This is a genomic window from Pseudochelatococcus lubricantis (assembly GCF_011762225.1).
In the GTDB taxonomy this organism is placed as follows: Bacteria; Pseudomonadota; Alphaproteobacteria; order Rhizobiales; family Beijerinckiaceae; genus Pseudochelatococcus; species Pseudochelatococcus lubricantis.
On the sequence record NZ_JAASQI010000028.1, the window covers coordinates 1 to 1,199 of the forward strand.

Consider the following 1,199-nt stretch of genomic DNA (forward strand, 5'->3'; position numbering starts at 1 on the left):
ACAATATGTGATTCCCGCCAGAGCGAGTTTCGTCGCCGACGTCGCGCAGTTCACGCCGAAGACCGTGGAAACGGAAGAGGAGCGTCAGAAGCTAGGGCGTGGTGACGATTTAACTATCTGAGCCATATAGCGATTGCGGCGATTTTGACGAAGCCCATGAAGTTTGCGAGCAATTTGTCGTAGCGTGTGGCCATCCGTCTGAACTGTTTGAGTTTGTTGAAGAAGCGCTCGATGCGATTGTGTTCCTTGTAGAGGTCAGCATCGTAGGGGCGCTGAACCTTGCGGTTGCGCTTGGGCGGGATGACAACTTCTGCCCCGCTGTCGGTTATCTTGTTTGCAAGATGATCGGCGTCGTAGCCTTTGTCCGCAATGGTGGCATCAGCGTCGATGCCATCGATCAGATCGTGGGCGAAGGCGATGTCATTGCGTTGGCTGGGCGAAGCAATCAGACGGACAGGCAGGCCAAGGACCTCGGTAGCAGCCTGGACTTTTGTGCTCAGGCCTCCGCGAGACCGACCCAGGCCCTGGGCATCCGCCCCCCTTTGAGCTTGCGGGCTCCGGCCGCGTATTGATGCGCGCGTACGATCATGCTGTCAATCATCAGTCATTCCAGATCAGCTTCACGGGCCAGCACGGCCAGCATGTCATCCAGCACACCCATTTCGATCCAACGATAGTAGCGCCGCTTCACCGAGCGGTAGTCGCCCAGTCGCTCGGGCAGGTCACGCCAACGGCCGCCAGAGCGCGCCATCCACAACAGCGCGTCGAGGAACTTGCGATTATCGGTGCGTGGCCCGCGCTTGCCCTTCGTCCCGCCGGGCACGAAGCCCCTGATACGGTCCCACTGGTCATCCCGAAGCGCATCACAGTCCATCGCTGATCTCCAAAAATCAGCGTTGAATCTGATTTGCTAACCTTGGGGAATCCCAAAAATTAAATCGTCACTAAAACCTAGGAATAAGTGGACAATTGCGATATCCGATGCTGAGATATTTGAAGCAGTGGGACCGCTTGCGCATAAGCTGGAGAAGTTTCCGAATACGACTGACCTGCAGGTTGAACGGGCACAAAATCCTCAATTTCCGGATCAAAAAACGATCAGCCGTGACCTGCCCCCCGGAAGTTCCCTCGCTGTGATGTAGAGTCTGCCCAATCTGAAAAGGAGCAGACGACATGAGGAAAAGCCGTTTCACCGAGGC

Annotated in this window: 1 pseudogene; it reads right to left on the bottom strand. The window is 56.1% G+C overall.

Features of this window, described 5'->3' with window-relative positions:
- Positions 1 to 113: 113 nt before the first annotated feature.
- Positions 114 to 874 (bottom strand): annotated as a pseudogene (locus tag FHS82_RS20865) (IS5 family transposase).
- Between the last annotated feature and the right edge of the window lie 325 nt (positions 875 to 1,199).